The 21529-nt window shown below is 47.0% G+C and carries 20 protein-coding genes; 10 read left to right on the top strand and 10 right to left on the bottom strand.

Annotated features, from left to right (window positions below; genetic code table 11):
- Positions 1-15 precede the first annotated feature (15 nt).
- The 6 genes from ACYVGO_RS16530 to ACYVGO_RS16505 all read left to right on the top strand — a co-directional run bounded on the left by ACYVGO_RS16530 (position 16) and on the right by ACYVGO_RS16505 (position 5256).
- Positions 16-456: a cytochrome c maturation protein CcmE domain-containing protein gene (locus tag ACYVGO_RS16530; protein ID WP_142772324.1), complete on the top strand. Its 441-nt coding sequence runs from the start codon at positions 16-18 to the stop codon at positions 454-456.
- Positions 453-650 carry a hypothetical protein gene (locus ACYVGO_RS16525; RefSeq protein WP_460970222.1) on the top strand — a complete coding sequence of 66 codons (198 nt, stop codon included), beginning with the start codon at positions 453-455 and terminating at the stop codon, positions 648-650. Before ACYVGO_RS16530 ends, ACYVGO_RS16525 begins: the two co-directional genes overlap by 4 nt.
- The gene (locus ACYVGO_RS16520; RefSeq protein WP_460970221.1) at positions 647-901 is read left to right on the top strand and encodes a type II toxin-antitoxin system RelE family toxin; all 255 of its coding nucleotides are present in this window, start codon (positions 647-649) and stop codon (positions 899-901) included. Before ACYVGO_RS16525 ends, ACYVGO_RS16520 begins: the two co-directional genes overlap by 4 nt.
- Positions 902-904: 3 nt before the next feature.
- Positions 905-3565 (top strand): cytochrome c biogenesis protein CcsA, encoded by a 2661-nt coding sequence (ccsA, locus tag ACYVGO_RS16515; RefSeq protein ID WP_460970220.1) that lies wholly within the window; start codon positions 905-907, stop codon positions 3563-3565.
- 86 nt (positions 3566-3651) lie between these two features.
- Positions 3652-3885: a hypothetical protein gene (locus ACYVGO_RS16510; protein ID WP_460970219.1), complete on the top strand. Its 234-nt coding sequence runs from the start codon at positions 3652-3654 to the stop codon at positions 3883-3885.
- A gap of 84 nt (positions 3886-3969) precedes the next feature.
- Positions 3970-5256, top strand: a complete 1287-nt coding sequence (locus tag ACYVGO_RS16505) for a hemolysin family protein (protein ID WP_142772321.1) — start codon at positions 3970-3972, stop codon at positions 5254-5256.
- Between the two features lie 27 nt (positions 5257-5283).
- On the opposite strand, the gene ACYVGO_RS16500 is transcribed toward ACYVGO_RS16505, so the two are convergent.
- A complete protein-coding gene (locus ACYVGO_RS16500; protein ID WP_142772320.1) occupies positions 5284-5835 on the bottom strand; it encodes a cupin domain-containing protein in 552 nt (183 codons plus the stop codon).
- Positions 5836-5859: 24 nt separating this feature from the next.
- On the bottom strand, positions 5860-6840 hold the full coding sequence (locus ACYVGO_RS16495; RefSeq protein WP_460970218.1) for a c-type cytochrome: 981 nt from the start codon (positions 6838-6840) through the stop codon (positions 5860-5862).
- Between the two features lie 257 nt (positions 6841-7097).
- Here ACYVGO_RS16495 and pyrE point away from each other — a divergent pair, with 257 nt between their 5' ends.
- The 4 genes from pyrE to ACYVGO_RS16475 are packed head-to-tail and all read left to right on the top strand — an operon-like array spanning position 7098 to position 9642.
- Positions 7098-7736: an orotate phosphoribosyltransferase gene (pyrE, locus tag ACYVGO_RS16490; RefSeq protein WP_142772318.1), complete on the top strand. Its 639-nt coding sequence runs from the start codon at positions 7098-7100 to the stop codon at positions 7734-7736.
- A gap of 32 nt (positions 7737-7768) precedes the next feature.
- Entirely contained in the window at positions 7769-8185 is a 417-nt protein-coding gene (locus ACYVGO_RS16485) for an OsmC family protein (protein ID WP_142772317.1), read from the top strand.
- 18 nt (positions 8186-8203) lie between these two features.
- Entirely contained in the window at positions 8204-8653 is a 450-nt protein-coding gene (locus ACYVGO_RS16480; RefSeq protein WP_142772316.1) for a (4Fe-4S)-binding protein, read from the top strand.
- A gap of 41 nt (positions 8654-8694) precedes the next feature.
- Positions 8695-9642, top strand: coding sequence for a hypothetical protein (locus tag ACYVGO_RS16475; protein WP_460970217.1), 948 nt, complete (start codon positions 8695-8697; stop codon positions 9640-9642).
- A gap of 1 nt (position 9643) precedes the next feature.
- Here ACYVGO_RS16475 and ACYVGO_RS16470 read toward each other — a convergent pair whose 3' ends face one another.
- From ACYVGO_RS16470 to ACYVGO_RS16435, 8 genes are all read right to left on the bottom strand, one after another.
- The gene (locus ACYVGO_RS16470; RefSeq protein ID WP_460970216.1) at positions 9644-11764 is read right to left on the bottom strand and encodes a beta-N-acetylhexosaminidase; all 2121 of its coding nucleotides are present in this window, start codon (positions 11762-11764) and stop codon (positions 9644-9646) included.
- A 4-nt stretch (positions 11765-11768) separates the two neighbouring features.
- Positions 11769-12431 carry a TetR/AcrR family transcriptional regulator gene (locus tag ACYVGO_RS16465; RefSeq protein WP_460970215.1) on the bottom strand — a complete coding sequence of 221 codons (663 nt, stop codon included), beginning with the start codon at positions 12429-12431 and terminating at the stop codon, positions 11769-11771.
- Positions 12432-12650: 219 nt separating this feature from the next.
- Positions 12651-13931 (bottom strand): amidohydrolase/deacetylase family metallohydrolase, encoded by a 1281-nt coding sequence (locus ACYVGO_RS16460; RefSeq protein WP_460970214.1) that lies wholly within the window; start codon positions 13929-13931, stop codon positions 12651-12653.
- A gap of 128 nt (positions 13932-14059) precedes the next feature.
- Positions 14060-15280, bottom strand: a complete 1221-nt coding sequence (locus tag ACYVGO_RS16455; protein WP_460970213.1) for an aminotransferase class V-fold PLP-dependent enzyme — start codon at positions 15278-15280, stop codon at positions 14060-14062.
- Positions 15281-15395: 115 nt separating this feature from the next.
- A complete protein-coding gene (locus tag ACYVGO_RS16450) occupies positions 15396-15854 on the bottom strand; it encodes a RidA family protein (RefSeq protein ID WP_460970212.1) in 459 nt (152 codons plus the stop codon).
- Positions 15855-15906: 52 nt separating this feature from the next.
- A complete protein-coding gene (locus ACYVGO_RS16445) occupies positions 15907-17553 on the bottom strand; it encodes an alpha-L-fucosidase (protein ID WP_460970211.1) in 1647 nt (548 codons plus the stop codon).
- Positions 17554-17611: 58 nt separating this feature from the next.
- The gene (locus tag ACYVGO_RS16440) at positions 17612-19876 is read right to left on the bottom strand and encodes a glycoside hydrolase family 20 protein (protein ID WP_460970210.1); all 2265 of its coding nucleotides are present in this window, start codon (positions 19874-19876) and stop codon (positions 17612-17614) included.
- Positions 19877-20004: 128 nt separating this feature from the next.
- A complete protein-coding gene (locus ACYVGO_RS16435) occupies positions 20005-21525 on the bottom strand; it encodes a SusD/RagB family nutrient-binding outer membrane lipoprotein (RefSeq protein ID WP_460970209.1) in 1521 nt (506 codons plus the stop codon).
- Positions 21526-21529: the final 4 nt, after the last annotated feature.

Below are 21529 nucleotides of genomic sequence, written 5' to 3'. Positions count from 1 at the left end.
TAAGTTAGTTGTACTATGAAAATCTCTCACATAATTGGCATTGTCATCATTGCAATCGCCATCGGTATTATTGCCTCGACTGCCGGGGACGCCAGTGTTTATGTCACATTTGCCAAAGCGCAACAAATGAAACAGGATGGCGACGATAAGATGATTCACGTAGTGGGCAAGGTCAAAAAAGATGCGCAGGGGCAGATCGTAGACATGTTCTATAACCCCGCCATCGACCCTAACCATTTCGAGTTTACGCTAATCGACAATGACAATCGGGCCCAAAAAGTTGTGTTCAACAGTCCTAAACCGCAGGATTTTGAACGTTCAGAACAGATCGTGATCATTGGCGATATGCAAGGCGACCATTTTCAGTGCAACAAAATTCTGTTGAAATGTCCTTCAAAATATCAGGATGGTAAGCTGGAAACAACTGAGCATGAAGCGAAAACAGCACAACTATGAGCGTACAGGAAATTGAAACAGCCATCGAAAATCTTCCTGATAAGGAGATACATGAATTGGCAGACTGGTTAGCAGAACTTCGCAACCAACTGTGGGACAGACAAATTGAAAAAGATGCCAAGGCCGGTCGGTTGGACGCGCTTATTGCCAGGGCGAAAGAACAAAACCGTCAAGGCTTAACTCGACCACTTTGATTTATAAGACAACTCCAGATTTTTGGGATTGTTATCATGTATTACCCAAAGACATTCAAAATTTGGCTGACAAAAACTTTGCACTCCTCAAAACCAATTTGCATCACCCATCTTTACATTTTAAAGAAGTTCGGGAAGGCTTATGGTCGGTTCGAGTTGGAAAAAAGTATCGTTCTTTAGCTAGTGAAGATGGCGAAGACTTGCTTTGGTTTTGGATAGGCTCTCATGCAGAATACGATAGAATTATTTAGCGAATGATACATACCACAGTCGGGCAACTCGGCCACTTTTTTGTTATTCTATCGTTCGTTACGGCACTCGTAGCAACGGTTGCTTATTTCCTTTCGGCTTTAGGCAAAGGGGCTAAATCACAGGTTGAGCACATTGAAGAGCCTCAGCTGGCTTACGCCGGAGAGTCTAGTTTTGGCGGCAAGACGACCAAACGTAAGGTAAAAACCACGGCCCAGGCCGCTACGCCCCCCGCTCGTGATGAGTGGAAAACGCTGGCTCGCTGGGCGTTCTATATTCATGGAGCGGCTGTAGTCGGTGTGGCTGCCAGTCTATTCTACATTATTTTCAATCACTACTTCGAGTACCATTATGCCTGGAGTCACTCGTCTCGGGCATTGCCGGTTCAGTACATGATTGCCTGTTTCTGGGAAAGCCAGGAAGGCTCATTTTTACTCTGGCTGTTCTGGAATGCGGTACTGGGTGCTATTTTAATTCGGAAAGCCGGTTCCACCTGGGAAGCGCCCATCATGGCACTTTTCGCGCTGGTGCAGGTATTCCTGGCCTCAATGATTCTGGGCGTTGTTTTCGGAGAAACGTTTAAAATTGGCTCTACACCCTTTCTGTTGTTGAGAGAAGCTATGCCCGAAGCACCCATTTTCGGTGCCGACCCGAACTTTGTTCCAAAAGACGGAAATGGTCTGAACCCCCTGCTTCAGAACTATTGGATGGTGATTCACCCGCCAACCTTATTCCTTGGGTTTGCGCTGACTCTGGTGCCATTTGCTTATTGCATTGCCGGGCTGTGGCGCAACCAACCTCTCGAATGGATTCGCCCTGCGCTGCCCTGGACGTTGTTTGGTGCCATGATTCTGGGAATCGGGATCATGATGGGGGGGTATTGGGCTTATGAAACCCTCAACTTTGGTGGCTACTGGAACTGGGATCCCGTCGAAAATGCCGTATATGTACCCTGGCTTGTGATGGTGGCCGCCCTACACACCATGCTGATCGCGAAGAAGTCATCAACAGGGTTAAAATCAGCCATTATCCTGACCATCAGCACATTCCTGCTGATTCTATACGCAACCTTCCTGACTCGAAGTGGTATTCTGGGGAATGCATCGGTACACTCGTTTACCGATTTAGGTTTGTCGGGACAATTGCTTATCTATCTGATGGTATTTGTCGTTTTTGCCGTCGTACTGGCTGCCCGTAAGTGGAAATACATTCCAACCGATGAGCAGGAAGCGTCAGTCTATACTAAAGAATTCTGGTTATTTATTGGCGCAACGGTTATCTGTCTGGCTTCTTTCCAAGTCATTGCCACTACCTCAATCCCGGTTTATAACAAGATACTGGAAGCTTTTGGTAAAATCTCTAACCTTGCTTTACCCGCCGATCAGATCGCGCACTATTCCAAGTTTCAGATTTGGTTTTTTGTTGTCATTGCTTTGCTGACGGGTATTGGTCAGTTTATGTGGTGGCGGAAGCTCGACAATAAAAAATGGGATGCGCTGATTACGCCCGGTATTCTGACGCTGCTTATCAGCGCGGGTCTGATTGCCTTCGGTTCGGTAAAGAGTCCGGTTTATATGGCTATTCTGGTGGCTGGCGTTTTTGCACTGGTTACCAATGGCACTATTCTGCTGGGTATTATTCGTGGTAACTACCGGATGTCGGGAGGAGCGATTGCGCACATTGGTATGGCGCTGATGCTGCTTGGTATTCTGTACTCGGCCGGTTTCTCGAAGGTTATTTCGATCAATAATAGTGGCCTGCTCATTTCCAAACAGGATGAGTTTACCAAAAACGACAATAAAGAAAACAAAGAAAATACGCTGCTTTGGTTGAACCAGCCCGAGAAAATGGGGAACTACCAAATTACCTATCGTGGTCAGCGTATTGAAGTTCGGGATATGCCCAAATACATCCCCATTAAGGATGTAACGGTCATTGAAGGGGATTTCCACGGTATTGCCCAGCGAGACCTTGAACAGAATGGTAAGGTGTACCACAAGAAGGGTGATACGCTGGCCTTGTATCCCGAAAATACCTATTATGAAGTTGAATATCGGGAGCCAAACGGGACCATTTTCAACCTGTATCCACGGGCACAGGTAAATGAAAAAATGGGGCTGCTAGCCTCACCGGATACTCGACACAAAATCGATCGCGACATTTACACGTATGTCAACTCGGTACCTAACCCAGCAGACGAAAATAAGTGGGAGAAAACCGAAACGTACAGCGTTGCCATCAAAGACACATTTTTCCTGAACGACTATGTGGCAATTCTGGATGATGTGGCACGGGCAACTGAGGTAGAAGGAATGGAGATTGGCCCCAACGATGCCGCAGTCCGGGCGCGGGTACGGGTGCTGGATAAAACCGGTGAGCATATTCTAAACCCGGCCTTTATCATTAAGGATCGTATGGTAGCGCACCCGGCCGAAATGAGCGATGAGTTGGGTGTTCGTATCCAGCTTAATGAAATTGATCCCCGGACGGGCAAGTTTACCTTTGCCGTTAACCGGACGCAACGGGATTATATCGTGATGAAAGCCTTTGAAAAGCCACTCATCAATATACTCTGGATCGGAACGCTGGTTGTTGTACTTGGTTTCCTGATTGCAACTATCCGTCGGTATCGGGAATTCAGTAAGATGAAAAACAAAGTTGCCTAGTCAACAGGTTTTAGTCAACGGTTGCAGTCTGTAGCCCACTGCCAATAAATGACTCCACTTGACGACTGTCAACCAGTGAATTCGTAATGAAACTGAAACTCTCAGAAATTTTGCTTCTATCGGCTGCTGCCGGTTTTCTACTACTCTGGATTGCCGAATATCAGCGTACAACCTTTGGCGATAGCTATTGGCTGCTCATGCTGTCAATGACCTGTTTGTTCGTCTTTCAATATGTTAAAAATAAGCGTCTCGAACGCGAAAAAGCCATCTCGCCAACCATAAAGCAAATGGTGGACGATCGGAAGAAAAAGAAAAAATAGTGTAGTAGGTGGAGTGAGTGTAGTGGCCAATTTTGCCCTTAGCCCTACTACACACACTCCACCTACTACACTTATTCACTACTTATGGAGTCCTACGCCCTCTTATTCGGTGCTTTACTTGCTCTTGTGCTAGCCGGTTTTTTCTCGGCAGTCGAGATGGCGTATGTATCGGTTAACCGGCTGTATTTTGAGCTCCATAGCAAGCAGGGACCGCTCAGTGAAAAATTAGTATCGGGCTTTTTGAAAAACCCGATTTTGTTCGTTGGTACCACGCTGACTGGCAATACGCTCTTTCTGGTTCTGTATACGGTACTGGGTGTAATGGCCCTGAATCCTCTCCTGACGGCAATTTTACCGCAGTCATGGACAGCCCATGAGTTCGTCGTTATTGCCATTGAGACCCTCATTCTGACGATCATTTTCCTTCCCTTTGCCGATTATATACCCAAAAGCCTGGCCCTTATCCACCCCGACCGGTTTCTGGAGGCTCTGGCAGTCCCACTTTGGGTGATCTACAAAGCCATTGCGCCAGTGGTTCGGGTATTGGTTGGCACAGCGCGTTTTTTTATTCGGTATGTACTGGGCAAGAAAAACCCGGAAATTCGCCCCGTTTTTGGCTTAACGGACTTAAATCATTATCTCCAGCAACTCAATAATCAGAAAGCCGATACCACGGAAGAGTCGGTAGAAGTAGACACGCAGATTTTCAACAACGCCATTGAGTTTCGCGATGTGCGCGTTCGTGACTGCCTGGTACCCCGCACCGAAATTGCTGCCATAGCTGTAGACGATACAGTAGAGGAATTACGACATGCCTTTCAGGAAAGCGGCCATTCTAAAATTGTTGTCTATCGCGATACCATCGACGACGTAATTGGCTACTGCCACGCGTTAGCTCTGTTTAAAAAACCGGCGACTGTCGAAGAGATCATCACCCCCATTATTACGGTTCCGGAAACTATGCCTGCGCAGGATTTGCTTCTTCGGTTTCTCTCGGAACGCAAGAGTCTGGCTTTGGTGGTAGATGAGTTTGGCGGAACAGCGGGTATCGTGAGTGTTGAGGATATGGTTGAACAGATTTTTGGTGAGATTCAGGATGAATACGATACCAATGAAGACTGGACCGAGCAACAACTTGATGAAAAAACCTGGTTGCTCAGTGCCCGACACGAGATTGACGACCTGAATAAAACCTATGGCTGGCACATACCCGACGGAAGTTACGATACGCTTGGCGGTCTGATTCTGGCCGCCCATGAAGATGTTCCCCAAGTGGGCGAGGTTGTTGAATTTTCTCCCTTCACATTCACTATCGTCTCTATGGATGGCACCCGGATCGACACGGTTAAAGTGCATTTAAATCCAGAATAAAACGTAGCCAGGTCTACACAAGCCCTGTCAATCCAAATACTTTGTGTACGTTGGTCGATAACCGAGTAGATAGGCAACCGGTGCTAGTACCAGAAAGGCAATTTTCTGAACAAAAAACTTCGGCTTCGTTAACCGGTATACGCTCGAAAACCGATTGATTAGTAGAAGACCCTGCAAAAAATTGGGCATACCCAGAGCATTGGTTTTTCCATCATTAGCTAGTCCGGTCGCCGTTTCAAAGAAGTATTCTGTATCCAGAGCAGGTTGTACCTGCCACTTTACAATCGTCTTCTCTCCCGACTGATTCCACATGGAATGGACCGTATTTTTCGGGATGTGTAGTTTGTCGCCAGCTCGAAGTGTTTTCAATTGCCCATTAATTTTCGTCGTTAATTCTCCCGACAAAATCGTAAAATCTTCGGCCTGATGTGGGTGATAATGGGGAGCTGGTTCAATGGATTGTCCTTCATACCAAGCTTCCATCTCGAGAAGCTCTCCGGCCGTATCTTTACCAGTCTTGATAAATCGAATAACCTGCCCGGTTAGGGTATTGCGTATTGTTTTGTTTGCGTAGGCCATGAGTATTGTTTGGGCAGGTTAGCTTTATTTTTTCGCCAGTTGTAATTCAGCGTTCTTCCCGGCGATATCATTCTTCAATTTTGGGATCGTCTTCAGGTATTCATAGATGGCGCCCACTTCATAGTCACTCAAGGAAGGCCGCGGCTCCATAGGCAGGCGCAGGGTCGAACCATCCGGCCGAACTCCCAATTTTACAGCCCGTATAAACTGTTCTTTTGTGTATTTTTTGCCAATCCCTGTTTCCTCATCAAAGGTCAGATTGGCCGTAAAAATCGGTTTTCCACCTTCGCCATTTAGCTTATTGCCACCGCCATAATACCCTTTCGAGCGTTCGGGATGAAGTTTATCCTGATCCAGGAAATCGGATGAGTGGCAGCTATAGCAATCGGCTACCCCATCAGCGATATAACGTCCTAACGCTACCTGGTCGGTAGAGTCCGGCATCGGTATAGGTTGCTGTGGATAGTCACCAGCTTTAATAATCGTGTGTGATAATAGCTTTGAGAGAAAGCTGTACTCCGCTTCCGGTGCTTCCTGCTTCGTGGGTTGCACAGGAAACCGATCTGAACGTAGCCAGGCCACTACCGACTTAAGATCTTCCTCAGCCATTAGCGAATAGCGTGGCATAATTCCAGAAAACGTACCATCGGGTTTAACGCTTGTCCGCAGGAAATACATAAGCTCACCATCAGTCCAGTTCCCAATGCCTTTCTCGGTATCCTGCGTAATATTTTTCGAATAAATCTTACCGAAAGCGGCCGGGATTTCACCTAAATATTTACCAGTCAACCGATTTTCATCGTTCGCATGACAGCTCATGCACTGTACCTGGGCAATAGCTTCACCGCGAGCCACCCGAGCCGGTGTTCGTTCGACCGTTAGTTTTGGTGTAACAGGAGGGTCGTAGGAAGCAACGCCGACCACGGCAACATATGCGCAGAAAACCAGCGCAAGCAGGACAACGCACCCTAAAACGATGCCGACGAGTTTTACTATTTTTTTCATGGTACTGATTGAGTTAAAAAGAGGGAGTGTCGTGTCGACGGGGTCAAAGTTGAGGTCTGACCTATACCCAATTCAATGCTCAGACAGGTGAAACGGAAGAAATTTCCGATGAAGCGGGTGTAATCGGACCGTAACTGTCAACCAGGACAGCCCTAAAGCGTATCCTGATCCGTAGCTATCCTGCTAAATCGGCAAATAGATTCACCGGAGAATTTAAGGAGTTTGCTTACTTTTGGGCCATTACTTTTCATGACCCTGTGGATTCACTACTCATTCAAAAAACTGTAGCGCGGCATTTGCTCGCCGTACAGGCTGTTCGACTCAAGCCCAATGAGCCTTTTACCTGGAGCTCCGGCTGGAAGTCCCCCATCTATTGCGACAATCGGGTTACACTGGCTTATCCTGACGTTCGTACATTTATTAAAAATGCACTCGCCGATGCTATCAGACAGCAGTTCCCAACGGCAGAAGTTATTGCCGGTGTGGCCACGGCGGGTATTCCACAAGGAGCCCTGGTTGCCGATGTACTCAACCTCCCCTATTGCTACGTCCGACCCGAACCCAAAGCCCACGGCATGGGCAAGCAGATTGAAGGACATTTAGCCCAAGGCCAACGCGTGGTTGTGATTGAAGATCTGATTTCAACCGGAGGCAGCTCCCTTAAAGTGGTGAATGCGCTACGGGCTGCGGGTGCCGAAGTATTGGGAATGGCTGCTATTTTCACCTACGGCTTTCCAATTGCCAGCCAGAATTTTGCCAGTAAAAACGTGCCACTTGTATGCCTTAGTGATTATGATGCTCTCCTGATCGAAGCGCAGGAACTCGACTATATTCCAGCCGAAGCCATGGACTCATTAGCTGCCTGGCGACAAAATCCAGCTCAGTGGGGACAATAGTTAGGCTAATTAGACTTTAAAATCAATCACTCATGGCTATTGTAACAGCACGAATCGAGCGAACACCATATGAAACACACCTCTCAACTGATTCGCAGGTTATTGTTGCCGATGAGCCGATGGACATGGGTGGTCAGGATCGGGGTATGCGACCGGGTGAACTATTGGCAGGTTCGTTGGCTACATGTACCGTAATGACGCTGCGTATGTACGCCGATCGGAAAGGTTGGCCACTCGATTCGGCCGTTGCCCATGTTGAGTATTCAAATGACCCGATTTCCAGGCGATCGCTTTTTGTGTTGAAACTGATCTTAAATGGCAGCCTGACCGATGATCAGCGGGCAAGGCTGCTTGAGATGGCCGACCGATGCCCGGTTCATCGAGCCTTGCAAAATCCCATTGACTTTGAAACGATCCTGATTGAAGATCCTATAACCACAAACCGATAAGGTTCAACTCAACCTACTATGAGCCAGGCCGAACACAACTCAACTCCCGATATTACCAAAACCTACACCAACGGCGAAATCACGGTTGTCTGGAAACCGGCCGTCTGCATTCATTCCAAAGTTTGCTGGACGCAGTTGATTGAGGTATTCAACCCAAGAGAGCGTCCCTGGATCAAAATGGAGGGCGCCACCACCGATCGTATTGCCGAACAGGTAGACCGCTGCCCATCGAAGGCCTTAAGCTATTTCCGAAACGATGAACCACTGAAACCTGAGGATATTCAGGCCGAAAGCCTTGTGGAACCATTACCCAATGGCCCCTTGCTGGTGTATGGCAACCTACGCGTGAAAGATGCCAGTGGGCATGAAACCCAGAAAAATAAAGTCACGGCTTTTTGCCGATGTGGAGCCAGCAGCAACAAACCCTACTGTGATGGGTCTCATCTTAAGATTGGCTTTACGGGATAAAAAGAACCCTATTACAGCTAGAAAAGAGTCGCGTTACGGCTATGATTGGAAAAAAGATAGCGGAACGAATTGGTCGGCCAGACTTGATCGACATCCTGACCACTGAGTTGACCGGGTCTGAACTGACATCGCTTCTGCTTGAGGTCTTCAGTCGAAAAACAGAGCAATTATCCCCTGCTGACTTGTTACGTGTTTACCAGACCAATCGGTTTGTAAAACCAGCGGATGTAGATATGGTTGGACTGCGGGCACTGGAAGATCAGGTAATTTCGGTTGCCAGCGACTTTGACTTTATACCCCTTGAACTCTCTCCGGTAGCTCCCTTGGGTAGTTGTTCTGTCGTTGCCACCGCCGATCAAAAGAAAATCCTCTCAGCAACTCGCCAGACTGAAGTAGTTGCCGACGCGACCAACGCCCTGGCCCTGCATATTGCCGATTTGCGGGACGGCAAACGAAACGCGATCACTTCGACATCAGACCTCCTTCGTTTTAGTGCCATCCATCGTCATGTTAGGACACCCACGCTACCTAACATTCCGGGGATGAGATCCCACTTCAAGATTGCCTGCTTTGTAACAGCTGGGAGGGATACAGGTAACTACCAGTTTGAGAAAGTAGCCCTGACCGAACACATCGCCATGATGACAGCTTTCTTCCGGGATACGTTGCAGATTTACGATTTGTCATTTCAATTGTATCCCCGAAAAGGCTATTCGGATCCAGTTGCGTTTATTGGCAAGCTAAGCGATTATCTACATCAGCAACAGCCTGATTGCCCTATTGAAGTGATGACAGACGGCCTTAACGACAACAATTACTACAAGGGATTGCAGTACAAAATCAGCATAACTGTTCAGGACCAAACCATCGAGATTGGTGACGGTGGTTTTGTTGACTGGACGCAGCAACTCCTCCAGAATAAAAAGGAACGAATGCTGACAACCGGAATCGGGCTTGAGCTTTTTTATCGACTACTCAAGCCCGATTAACTTAAAAAACAGAATACGTTGCGGGTTCAGGTTTCATCTGTTGATTCACCAAAGCCTCAATTTCTGGAATTATAGCCAATTCGGCTTCACCACAAACCTTTTTTGCAACCAATAACTCGTCCATTTTCTGTTTTATCCATTCTGGTGAAGGTTTCTCATTAGCTGCTAACTTAGTTAATGCTTCCAATCCAATTGAGGCCGCAGTATTTAAATTTTTAGCATGTTCTTTGACTTCACTATTCAGTGGATATTCACTTACTAAAGAACCTAAGCTGAGGGAATTTTCTTGCCAATTTATTAAATGATTATTAATATTTTTCCTCGATTCTTCGTCTTTATTTTTTAAATAATTATTGACTACTTTTCGAAAATTACGTTTGACTTCGGAGTCAACAAAAACTAGGTCAGAAATAGCATTTACAGGGGCTGTTTGATACAAATGACTTGGAAGACTTGTCATTTTTACAAACAATTTTTTATAGCCTTTAACGGGTGTTAGTACATCAGTCAACGTTTTTAGCTTCTCAATAGCTCTCCCTCCTGTCAATCGACGTAATCCTTTTTCATAATTACTGATATGTTGCAGCCCTAGTTCATCTAATTGCTTACTAATTATAAACGATCGCCTATAAAAATCATCAATATCATTTACAGCTCCAGGCGACCATAATCGTTCAGCGATAGCGGTTGTTCGCGGCCAGATCCGGGTTTCTATATTGTTTTTATCCGCTGCTTCTGTCCAAAGCGCGGCCTCTCCACCTATAATTTTAGATTGCAATGAGTCTGGAATTGAAGCGGGCATTAACTCATTGGTATAGTGTACATAAGCAGGCATAAACAGGTCGAGATAATAGCCTTTTGATATAATAACTGCATTACCCTGTTTGGTAGCCCGGCTTATATACGTTGGATTTTGCCAAACCTGAACAATTACGTCCTTTGGTAAATCGGCAGAAACTAACTCCTCCCACCCTACTGTACGCTTATGGTATTTCGTCAAAATTTTCTGAACCCTTTTTACAAAATAAGCCTGCAGCGCATGAGTATCAGCAAGTTTATTCCGTTGCATAAATGCAACAATGGCAGGGTTATTTTTCCATGATACACCATTATTCTCATCTGCGCCAATATGCAAATAAGGCGAAGGAAACAGTACTGCCATTTCGCCTAAAAATTTATCCAGAAATGTATAGGTAGATTCACTCGAAGGATCAAAAGCTGGGGTTGGGCTGGTGTTGATCATACTCATGATATCTGCTAAGCCTAGTTGTTTTCCTGCCGTTTGAAAACGAAGCCCCGGCTGGTAAGGACCAGGAGCACTGGCCAGATATGGATAAGCAGCTAAAAAACTGGTGGTATGACCTGGCATATCGAACTCAGGGACAACAACAATGCCACGTTCTTTGGCATAAGCAAGCAGTTCTCTTAGCTGAGCCTGGGTATAATATTCACCGTAAGACCCTTTTTTTTGAAGTTCTGGAAAAAATTTAGATTCGACTCTAAATCCTTCATCATCAGACAAGTGCAGATGAAGTACATTCATTTTTACTGCAGCCATGGCATCCATATTCCGCTTAATAACATCTAACGGAATAAAATGTCGGGCTACGTCGATCATTAAACCTCGCCATATAAAACGAGGAGCATCGTTGATTGTCACTAGTGGCAGATAGAATTCCGGGCCTGTATGTTGTACTAATTGTAAAAAAGTTTCCAGTCCATGCAAAGCGCCCGTAGTAGAAGCTGCATTGAGCTGTATCTGATTTGCGGTTACATGTAATTGATAGGATTCATCCTGACCAATTTGTTGCGCTAGCTTTTGCTTAACCGTTATAATAAATGAGTTAGTATTACTTGTGTCTTTACTGGTAATACGCTGTTGGCCAAAATAAAGGTTAGTCCTTCGATTCAGGGTTTGTAAGGCTCGGTTCACAGCCGAATATAAAGTGCTATCTGTTTTATCTGCTTTCACAGATATGCTAAATTCTGACCCTACTACGAATTTTCCATCCTCAAAAGTCATATGTTTGGGCACTGGTAAAAGCGTAGTCAGTTGATTAGACTGGCCATACAGAATATCTGTACTGAATAGTACAGATAAAACCATTATAATTCGTTTCATAGGTTTATGATTTATAGTTAACAAGTTCGGTGGGTGTTTCACTAGAATTTATTTCCTGAATTCCTTTTTCAGTACAAATTCCCCTTAGATATACATCGATTGTATTAGCGGCTATTTCAAATGGGGAAAGTTCGAATTTAGCAAACGCGTCTGTACGCGTAAGTGACCGATATAAAATACCAAGAGTTTCTGCAATAAGTGGACTTGCTAGTGTAGGTCGGATGTAGCCCTGTTCCTTCCCATTTTGAATTAATCCTAACAAAAACGAATCAAATTCTTTATTATTTTTTTTCAGTATTTTATCTTGTAAGTCTGGATAATAATGATTCAGGTCGTAATAAAATACCGGATTAATTTTAAAATCCAGTTCAATAGCTTTAGCGTATAATTGAACTAACAGTAAAATGGGATTAATTTTCTGTGCCTGAAAAATTTCCAATTGCTGAAGTATACCCGTATAATGTAGATTCAGGCATTCTTCCAGCAAAGCCTCTTTATTAATAAAATATTTGTATACCGTTTTTGTCGATAATCCTAATGGAGCAATGAGTTGCTGAATAGTCATTTTACGGATTCCATGCAACAAAAACTGCTCAAGCGAAACAGCGATTATGGTTTCTTTCATAGCCTTAGCAATGGAAAATATTTTGCTGTTAATATTTTCCAAGGGCAAAAGTACTGGAAAATATTAACAGCAAAATATTTTCCAGTACTTTATTTGTCAGGTTTTCAAATTTACCAAGCTATAATCATCAGCCAAGGATGACTCGGCTAGTTATCGAAATTTGAAATAAACAAAGCGTCATACTACTACGCCATGGAACTTTGGCGTAGTAGTATGACGCGACTTATACTTGTGAACAAAGCGCGGATAACGGCCTGTCTTTTACAATTTAGGCTTAGGCGCCACTACTACCGGGTTAGCAATTCCATTAAGATCGTAGACAATTTTGCCGTTTCGGATCGTCAGTTCGCACTCCAGCTTCTGCTTGCCCTCAATTTTATAGCCCGTGTAATCAACAAAGCCGAAGTAGCCCGTATCTCTGGCATCAAACTTTCCGTTGCGAATAGTCAGGATGGCCACATCGGCTACGGACCCGATTGAAAGGCTACCCAGTTCAGGTCGGCGGATGGCCTGGGCTGGGTTCCAGGTACTGGCCTGAATCACGCTTTTCAACTCCATCCCCATCGCCATGAATTTCGACATCACGTTGAGCATGTCTTTCATAGCATTGTTCATGCTGCCTGTGTGAATATCAGTACTAATTGTGTTGGGGTAAAAGCCACTTTTCAGCGCTGGAATCGCCTGCGAAAAGGCGAAACTGATCCCGCCGTACCCCACATCAAACAAGATTCCCCTTTTCTGGGCTTCCCAAACAAAGGGTTTGACTTTCCCTGTTGCAACGTCCAGAATCGACTCACGCGTTTTTAACTGCCCGAAACAATGCGTGTAAATATCGCCCGGACGGAGGTATTTCGTGAATAACTCGTCGAGCGACAAAGTGGGGGTACTCCCTCCAAAATCAATCATGACGGGCAGATTTGCCAGTTTCCCGGCCTCAACAACGCGCTCGGTGGGTGTCCAGTTGTAGCCACTGAAATGGGCGAGTTTAAACCCAACTATGTAGTCGGGATATTGCTTCGCTACTACTGCCGTTTGGCTGGCATCCATATCGGCCATGTTCTGCTCAAACTTAGTGCCCCGCATACCACTACCCACAATATTGAGCAACGCCAAAACACGCGTTTGCGACCGGTCAATCGTCTGTTTTTTAAACGTTTCGAAATCGCGCCAGCCCGAGCAACCTGCATCGACAATGGTTGTTACACCGTTTCGAAAGGTAAAGCCATCGGGTGGCAGTGCATTTGGGCCGTTGCTGTATGTCTGATCCAGATTGGTACCGAAAAACACATGCGTGTGCATGTCGATCAGGCCAGGAGTCACATACAATCCCCTGGCATCGACTACCTGAATGGCTTCTTTGGGATCAAGATTTCGGCCAATTTGCACAATCTTCCCCTCACTGATGGCTACATCCAGAATGCCATCAAGTCTGTTTTTGGGATCAATAACATGCCCGCCTTTTATGAGGATGCTATACGTCTGGGCAACCACCAGATTGCTTAACAAGATCGCAAACAGCCCAAGAACTAGTTTTTTCAACATTGGGAAACTCTTGAAGTTGACAAGTTAGATTTTGGCAAATCCAGGCTAGTTTTTTCGGCAGGATTAACAGGATGTACAGGATTGCAATTACTTCAATCCTGTACATCCTGTTGATCCTGTCGAAAAACTTAAACGGCAGCTTTGGATAACTCCTCCTTAATCCGCCTGGCAACGATCTTTTCCTGACCGGGTTTCATCATCCAGACCGTGACGCCAATGTTACTTGGACCGCCCCCACCTACTTCAATTGACGGGTCGCCCTTTCGTAATGATTCCTGTAACTCTTTGCCTGTAATCCGTAGTTTAGCCGGATCCCAGGAAATGCGGAGCGTGGGCGTATGATTCCCTAACGGTGGTACATGTACGTCGATCTGCACACCGGGGACCGCTTTCACTGTATTCTCAATGTAGGCGGTTCCTTCTTCCCAGGTTTTCCAGACTTTATCGTGGTCTTCGTTGATAAATTTTTCGAGGGCGACATACATCCCCAGAATCTCTTCTTTGTTGACTTTCATACCCCGACCAATATTGAAGCCACGGGGAGGCATATGCAAACGGGCGGCCGAGATAATGTCTTTTTTGCCCATCAGGATACCCGCACTTTGGGGTCCCCGCATGGCTTTTCCGCCCGAAATGACCACGAAACTGAAGCCCATATCGTTGAATCGCCATAGATTCTCAACGGGTGGCACATCGGCGGCAATATCGATGGAGGTGGGAATGTTATGCTTCTTTCCCAACGCAACCCACTCTTCATGCATGATTTTACCCTTGTCGGCTTCGATGTGCAAAAAGTGCATTAGTGCCGTTTTTTCGTTGATCACCCGTTCAACATCTTCAGCCGTTTCAACGACCACAATCTTACAGCCGGTATTGGTTAGCGCATGATTGTACACAATGTCATGGGCTTTCTGGCAGATTACTTCCGTTTTCATCCCGGTGCCGTCCAGATGCGGCAATTTCTCCACCTTCTTCTGATCCATACCGGTCAGAATCCCAGCCAGACCCAATGTCATACCCGCAAACGCACCCGAGGTCACAACAGCTGCTTCTGAATGCACGAGTTGGGCAATTTTTTCGCCCACTTTGTCCTGAATCTCGTCTAACAGGCAAAATTCTTTCGCACCGCCATTGATCGCATCCAGCACTTCGTCGTGCATGAGCGAGCCGGTCATATAGGTGAGTGTACCAGCTGCATTGATAAACGTCCTGATGCCCAGTTCTTTGAACAGATCGCGTTTAGGAGCAGCCAGTGGCGTGGCATCTGCGGTTAATGGAAGGCCACCAATCAGTCCGCCCAAAAGCGGAACGCTGGATAAGCGCTTAATGAGTTTTCGTCTGCTTAACATGGAAGTAGTTGGTTAAAAAAGAGAGCTACCCCAACCCCTCCCCTGAAAACAGGAGAGGGGAGCTATTTCGCAATAGCCCCTCCCTTTATTTCAAGGGGAGGGGTTGGGGTAATTTTTAGATATACGCAATACAGTCCATTTCCACCAGCGATTCGCCGGGTACGCCCCCGTAAACCGCTACCGTTGTACGTACCGGCGGCTTGCTGCCAAACCGACCTTTGTAGACTTCGTTCATGGCTTTGTAGTCGTTCAGGTCATGCAGGAAGACGGTTACTTTCAGGACTTTTTCCATGGACGAGCCCGCTTTGATCAACTCTTTTTCAAGCTCTTTAAGCACCTCATCGGTATGTACTTTAATGTCGCCCTCTTTGTGATAGCCTTTACCGGCTACAAAAACCAGGTTGCCTAGTTTAGTAGAACCCGAAAACAAGGGCACATCCTGCTGAGTAACTACGTTAAATACTTCTTTTTCTGGCGTAGGCTCGGCCATCACTTTAGTTGTTGCCCCTACCCCAATTATACCCGCTACTGATGCAAAAAGGCGTTTTAAACTAGATCTGCGTTGTGTTTCCATAAGTGCACTAACAAGTTAAATGATTATGTTATAGTGGTTTTGCGTATACCCCTTAGTCTAGCCGTAGCTTACTGATTTTCTGCGTATTACCTTCTATCTTCAACCCATCCTGATACAGAATAGCCCGGTACTCAATTTCATCGTACGCCTTGATGTTGTTTCCAACAATTTCCAGACTCCGTTCGCCCGGCTGAGCAATGGGATAAACATCCGTTTCGGTCCATTTCTGATTGAACTCCTCATTGAGCGAACTCTGGACCGGACGATATTCGAAGCCCAGGTGGTAGGCTTGCCCATTGCCCAATTTGGTGAGATCGGCGGTTAGTTTCAGATTACCATTCGACGTCTTTTCGGCTTTAAGGGTCCTGACATTCGCGGGTTCAAGAGCAGCCTGTACGTTTGTTAGCTTCACCACGATGGGGTTTGGCCATTTGTGATTGTTATAAATTCGCTGGGCGCGAACCACCGAAATTTTCAGCCCGTCAGGCGTTTGTTCAAGCCGCGCTTTACCATCATTTGCAGGCTGGTACTCAACTATATTCCCCGATTGTCCCAATACGCTGATTTCGGTTGACCCAGTTGCTTTGAGCGACCGAAGCAGAAACGTCCGGCGTTCGCCACGTGGCCAGTCGGGCATATTGGTCAGATAGGCATACACGGTATTTCCCTCTTTTGACCTGGTGAACCAGATATCCCCTTCGTTACGCACGATCCAGGGACGTACGTTATGCACGGCTTCCTGATTGATAAAATGCCAGGCACCAATTTCCATCAAACGTCCCTGCTGGCCTTCGTTCAGTTGCCCCCACTGCGTTGGCCCAACATTAAGCAGATACGAACCCCCTTTGGCACGGGACTCAATCAGAATATTAATCAACTCTGTACCAGACTTATAGTGTTCGTTGGTTGGTTTGTAGTTCCAGGCTGTCCCCATCGTCATGCAGCTTTCCCAGGCCGTCGTCAGGGTTTCTCCAGGCAGGTATTGCTCTGGGGTCTCCAGCACACCACGGGTAATGAGGCAGTTCGGCTGGTACTTCCAGACAACCGCTTTGACTTCTTCCCGCAACACGTCGCTGTCGATAAAAAACAGATCGACCGGGCCGTATTTAGTCATCAACTCCTGACACTGGGTCTCCACAAACTGCTTGTATTTAGCCTGAAACGGTTTGGCTTTTTCCCAATGGTCATCGCGGGTGATGTCCTTCATGCCATTTCGGTACGCAAACGAGAAATCTTCGGGTGAGTAGTAAAATCCAACCGCCAGTCCCCATTTCCGGCAGGCATCAACATACTGCTGAACAATATCCTTTTTATAAGGTGTATTTATCACCCCAAAATCAGTGGTTTTTGTGTCCCACATACAGAAACCAGCATGGTGTTTGGTGGTGAACATAATGTATTTCATGCCCGCATTTTTGGCCAGAATCACTAGCCGCTCGGCGTCAAAATCTTTGGGGTAAAAGGTCTTGGGAAGTTCTGAAATATATCGCTCAACGTAGTCGGGAGAGGCACCTACCAGCGAGTGGCTGATCACGACACCCAGTTGCGTATCCACATTCCAGTGAATGAACATCCCAAAACCAGCATCTTTCAGCCACTCCTCGCGCTGGGGTTTATTGTGGTTGGCCCCAATTTGCGCGAACGTAGAGAAAGCGAGTAAAGTAAGCAGGAGGAAAGAAACAAAGAGTCGCGTACGCATAGGTAACTAAACTATAACTAATTGACTTACAGCGATCCTAATTGGGGATCATAAAAATTTAATCTACCCGAAACTCATCGAGCATAAGCCAGGCTTTGCCACCAGCTCCGTATTCGCCGGAGGGAATGATGCCTTTGTTTGTTGCCTGTATCCGCACGTATCGCGCCTGAGTCGGTGGAAACGTAGCGTTTACGGCGTTTATGCCATTAACCGGGAACTGGGTTTGCTCATACACCTCCCGAAACGTTTTGCCATCTTCCGACACGGCAAAGCGGAGTGTATCGGGCGCCCACATCCGCTGCCAGTGGTAGTTTAGTATGTGCGTGCCAATGCTCGATATAGACTGGGTGCTTTGTAAATCAATCAGTACATCTGCGTCTTTTCCCTGAAAACCGATCCACTCACCCGTGTTGTAGCGGCTGGTTCCGGCTACCCCATTGACGGCCACCAATGGACTGGCGGGTCGGTAGGTTCCGGTAGGTTCTGTGGTATACGTGACAGATTTCCCTGTTGCTTTACTGACCGTGAGTGCCTTTTGAAATACTCTTCCTTGTGGTTGGTTACCCAGAAAGGCAACCGCTTTTAGGTTCGTAGTATGTTCAATATCAATTAGTTGATCATAAGCAGGACTAGTGAGCACCGGGTTTGTCCCATCGGTTGTATAGCGAATTGCAGCACCGGGCAATGTCGTTGAAAGCCGTAGTTGCACGGTGCCTGTCGGACTAACGGATACCGAATCGGTCAGTTCGTCGAAGCGATTGGCGTACTGAATAGTCAGGCGTTTCAGCAGCGGTTCCTGCAACCGAAGTCTTCGCAAAAAATCGGGATAATTCCGGTGTTGGCGTTGACTCCAGGCAATTTCGGCGACGGCAATTGCGCGCGGAAAAATCATGTACTCTGCCTTCTCCGGACTGTCAAAATATTCACTCCAGGCCGTTCCCTGAACCCCTTTCAAATAAACGGCTTCCTCTGGACCGAGATCAGCCGGAACAGGCTCGTAGGCATACACTTTACTTAGGGGTGTGTAGCCCGCAGCCGCCAACGGTTCTTCTGGATACAGCGACTGGTAGTAGTCGAAATAAACGTGACTTTCTGGCGTCATGATGGCGTTATGTTTCTGCCGAATGGCTTCGATACCACCTTCTATCCCCCGCCAGCTCATAACCGTAGCGCCCGGTGACAAGCCTCCTTCTAAAATCTCATCCCAGCCAATTACCTGCCGACCTTTCTTATTGACATGCTGTTCGATGCGTCGGATAAAATAACTCTGGAGTTCATCTTCATCCTTGAGATGTTCACTACGGATGCGCGCCTGGCATTTCGCACAGGTTTTCCAGCGGGTTTTTGGGCACTCATCCCCCCCAACGTGAATGTACATCGAAGGGAACAAGTCAATGACTTCATCCAGTACGCCTTCCAGAAAGGCAAATGTGCTATCATTCCCGGCACAGAACACATCCTCGAAGACGCCCCAGAACGTAGCTGCCTGATACGGCCCGCCCGGCTGACCGTTTGGTTTTAGGCAACCTAATTTCGGGTAGGCACTCAACGCGGCCAGCGCATGGCCCGGCATTTCAATCTCGGGAATAACCGTTATGTGTCGCTGCGTAGCATACCGGACAATGTCGCGGACTTCGGCCTGGGTGTAGTAACCGCCGTAGCGTTTACCATCGAACCGATGCGGCAACTCTTTCTTATGGCCAATCAGCGTTTCGCTCCGATAGGCAGCCGTTTTTTGTAATTCTGGGTATTTCTTGATCTCAATCCGCCAGCCCTGATCGTCGGTCAAATGCCAATGGAAGGTGTTGAATTTATACAGGGCCAGTTCATCGATGTATTTCTTAATGAACGCAACCGGGAACAGATGGCGGCTCACATCGAGGTGCATACCCCGATACGAAAACCGGGGATAATCCGTAATGTGACAGGCCCCAATCGTAGCCGATTTCGATTGAGAAAAAAGTTGGGTTAGGGATTGCAATCCGTAGAATAAGCCAGCCTCGTCGTGACCGATCAGGCTGATTTTTTGTGGGTTAATCTGAAGTTGATAGCCTTCTGGCTGTTTAACAAGTCCGGGATCAATCGTCAGGTCAATACCAGGTTTCGCCTTTTTTACCGCCAGGGATAAACCAGTACATGCCCGTAATTGCGCCTGAACCAGCGCCACAAATTGCCCGGAAACACCAGCACCGGGCGCAATTCCAACTTGAGTACCAAGCTGAAATTGCCCCGCTGTCTGGCGAAAGGTTACTGGCTCAGGAATCAGGCCGCTTTGGGCGAACAGATTTCCTAAACTGAGGAGGAATAGTGCAATATGTTTCATTGGAAATAGAACACAGATTTTTATGATGTGTATGATCAAGGATGATTTTAACCTTTTCTCCGCAAATCCGGGCTAAATCATATTTAATCCTAATGATCATAAAAATCAGCGTTCTAGTTTGTACCGAATTATTTATCCAACCACATCTGCGTCAGGAATGTGTTTTCGCCCTGACGGGCAACGGCACCCAAATAATTTTCTTTGTTCAGGTTTTCTTCCGTTGCAGGGTAAAGCATCCGGCGGAATATTTTTCCTCCTGTGATGTTGCCCGTGTAGTTGTTAGGCACCAAAGCCGGGTAGCCAGTCCGACGCCAGTTCAGGAACACCTCCTGCGAATTCGGGAAGATCGACACCCAGAACTGGGTATAGAGTTGCTCTAGCTGTTGCGCCTGCGTAGCTGTCGTAACAAGGGCATTTGCCGTTGCATACGCATCGATGTTCGCCTGCGAAATCACGCCATCGGCACCGTATAACGCCCACTGACGCATGGCTGCTTTGACGCCCAGATCATACAAAGTTGCGGGCGTTTTTGCCGTATACCAACCCCGGATGGCGGCTTCTGCCAGGTAAAAATTAACCTCGGCATTGGTCAGCACCAACATCGGCGCGTTCAGTTTGAGAATCGTGTTCTGATTCGGCTCCGAATACGTGACAAAGTCTGCGGGTTTGGTATTGGGAATCGTGGCCGCCATCCCTTTCTGGAGGCTTACATCCGTGCTGGGTTTACCATTTACATACACCACCGATAGCACCGGTAAGCGTGGGTCGTTCGTCTTTTTCAGGTAATTGATAAACGTATCGTAGTACTTTCCACCTTCCGGGTTGCTTACGCCGTCGGCTTTCAGGTAATCACTATTGAGCATCCAATACGCCAACGGATTCTGATTAACAACCTGGCCAGAAGACAAATAGACAATTTTTGCCATATCTGCATCTTCTGTGATCAGACTTCCGGCAATGGCTTTTTTCACCCAGGTTTCGGCCAGTGCTACATCGGGTTTGGTCATGCGCATTCCCATCCGCAGCATCAGCGAATAAGCGAACTTCTTCCATTTGGCAATGTCGCCACCATACATCAGATCGGCAGCGCCAAAGGTTGATTTCGTGGCATCGAACAGAGCGATCGCTTTCTCCAGCTCGCTGAGCAGGTCGGCATAAATGTCTTTCTGCGGGTCGTAAACTGGCTTGAAAATGCTTTGGGTATAGCCCTGAGCCGCCTGTTTGTAGGGGATATCGCCATACAGATCCGTGATTTTGGAGAAGCTGTACGCACGCCATATTTTGGCAATGGCCAGCTTATTAACCTGCGCAGGATCTTTCTCCAACGCCCGAATCACTTCGCCGATTTCATTGATTTCGTTCGGATAGGCATTGGTAAAAACGGTGTACGGGGCCGTGCCCTGGTTGAAAATGTACTTGGAGCCCCAACTCGCTACGTCGTTGTAGCTGGTTGTGTACTGCATCGTTCCCTGCAAGCCAGTGATCATGTTACCCACCGCATCGTACTGCGCTTTGGTGAATACGAAATCGGGGCTGACCGTACTGGATGCGTCGGGGTTAATATTGAGTTCTTCCAGGCCCTTATCGCAGCTTTGCAGGGTGCAGAGCGCCAACAGGCAATAGGTAAATTTATAGAATCGATTTTTCATGGAA

The sequence above is a fragment of the Spirosoma migulaei genome, assembly GCF_054776855.1.
Note: the sequence above shows the minus strand (reverse complement) of the source record. Positions and strands in the feature narration are given on the sequence as shown.